This is a genomic window from Pseudomonas sp. 05T35 (assembly GCF_056396605.1).
Window position 1 is genome coordinate 1 of record NZ_JBFTLU010000615.1, and the last position, 2071, is coordinate 2071.

1 protein-coding gene is annotated in these 2071 nt (G+C 47.8%); it reads right to left on the reverse strand.

Going from position 1 to position 2071, the window contains the following annotated elements:
- Window positions 1-67 precede the first annotated feature (67 nt).
- The gene (locus AC1DH9_RS28005; RefSeq protein WP_442114667.1) at window positions 68-478 is read right to left on the reverse strand and encodes a TadE/TadG family type IV pilus assembly protein; all 411 of its coding nucleotides are present in this window, start codon (window positions 476-478) and stop codon (window positions 68-70) included.
- Window positions 479-2071 lie beyond the last annotated feature (1593 nt).

Consider the following 2071-nt stretch of genomic DNA (forward strand, 5'->3'; position numbering starts at 1 on the left):
CCATATGGGGGTGTGGCAATGCTTTTATTTTAACCGCTGTACACATGGCGAGCATCCTAAGTTGAAATCACTCATTTAGCATCACTGTTGTCGCCGATAAGTTAATCGGGTTATTGACTACGTGGAGAATGCCGCCCAGAACCATAGTGGAGTATTGGTATGAGACTTGAACAGTTAGCGGCGTGCCGAAAAGTCCTCCAGCTCCCGAGGGAACAGTTACCACCGGGGTGACGGCTGATCCAAACGTTATCAAATTAGCGCCCAGATAGTTATTAGCAACATTCTGAATTTGAGCGGTGGTGAGTTTGGGGGTCTTTAATACTATGCCCGCTCTTGCTGCTTCTCGGCTGGCATTCGTTATTATGGCTTTATCATAAAGGGCAATGCTAAATTCAATAATGACGAATATTATTAGAAAAAGAACTGGTAACACGAGTGAGAGCTCGACAGCGGCAAGCCCTTGTTGTTTTTTCTTCATGTTATCCACCTTTGCTATCTGATATATACTTACCTTTGCGGTAATACATGCCCTAGAGCTGCATGTACCACCTAAATAGAAATCACTAGCAATTCTATTGTTTCGTAAAATAATCAGCCGACTACGTATTTACGATAGATCCATTCGGTCAGAAGTAAAGCCGGCCTTGCGTCCATTTGTGGCTTTCCAAAAAACCTCGACCCGCACAGTGGTTGCATAGCTGGCTGCTGAAGTAACTGCCACAGAAGCCAACTCCCACCCAATCTTACGCGTTACCGATATAAATCAACGATATAGTGATTGCGCGCTACCGGTACGTTCATTAAGGGTTTATTCCAAATCGCTCCATGAGTCTGTAGTTACCCAAGCTTTCGCAATATTAATTGGCGATTGAAGTGGTTAGCTTGCTTAGTTATGCCCGGAGTCTATAGGCGAGAGGGATTTCAGTCGGGGTGCGTCAAGTGACGCACACAAATATAGCCGTGCCGGCAAAAAAACCTGCCAAGACAAAAAATAGATGAAAAAGCACTTATCCCCCTCCCGCCGACGGGCTTCACGTCCCTTTTTTGTGCAAAGGTGGAGTGGGGTGCAAACGGTGGCTCCGCCCAGGCCCGCTGCGGGGTCTGTGGGTTGTTTCGCAATTGCACGGAGTGCAAGGTTTTGCGAAGAAGTGCAACGGCCTTGCACTGCGTTATGGGACGGCGGCAAATTGGTCTGGGGAGTGAGACACCCGGTCTACAAGGGCTACGCTTGCTAAAATCAGCTGCAGACGGAGTTTTCGTTTTCGGAACCGTTCGCGCCAGGTGCGAATTAGTCACTGCCCAGCTCAATAGAAAAACAGCTGTGAGGCCCAGCCCGTGCGGCTCTCCGGTGTTCTGCGGCATTGCACAGCATCACCACGAGTTTCTTGGCTGTTAGTGCCGATTTAGAGGGCGCGAAAAAAACACAAAAATAGATGGCGCACAGTCATTTTTCAGACGTGGGGCGGGAAAAGGGTAATTTTAGTAAGCGAGGGATCAAAACGGGCTGGAGCCCTTATAGATCGTGGCTTTCGCCCATTACCTCAGAGGGTAATTTAAGGTAAGGGGAGGGGTAATGTTTTGTTCAAGGTCCCATTTTACTGGGTTTGGTAGCGGATTGGCATTACTTGCACTGAAAGTAATTTTATAACCATTTACTTACCTTATTATTACCTCTATAAAACTATATCAACTATCCGATTCTATTGGCTTTTGCCCGGTTTTCGACAGCTCATTACCAAAATTACCTTTTTCCCATGGCTCAACATAAAACGCGGAAAACTCCTGTTGCCGCCGTGTTCTGCAACCTGGTGCATTTAACCTCTGGGACCACGCTGGGACAGATTCTACGCGCACCACCAGGCTGCAGCCCTTGTAAACCGGGGGGGAGGTTCCGAAAATCGCTCACGGGTAGTTTCGAATCTCTCCTTCACCGCCAAATTTGAACTTAAAGGCCCCATTTATGGGGCCTTTTTGCATTCTGCGGTTTCTGTTCCCCCACCCTCTCGTTCAGTCTATTGAGCGTACTGACAAGCCAGCTTTCGAGATCATCCAAACCCAATCTGGATACGAA

What these genes read in the sequence shown, in the direction of transcription:
- AC1DH9_RS28005 (WP_442114667.1), bottom strand. Translation starts at nt 478, where the DNA reads ATGAAGAAAAAACAACAAGGGCTTGCCGCTGTCGAGCTCTCACTCGTG.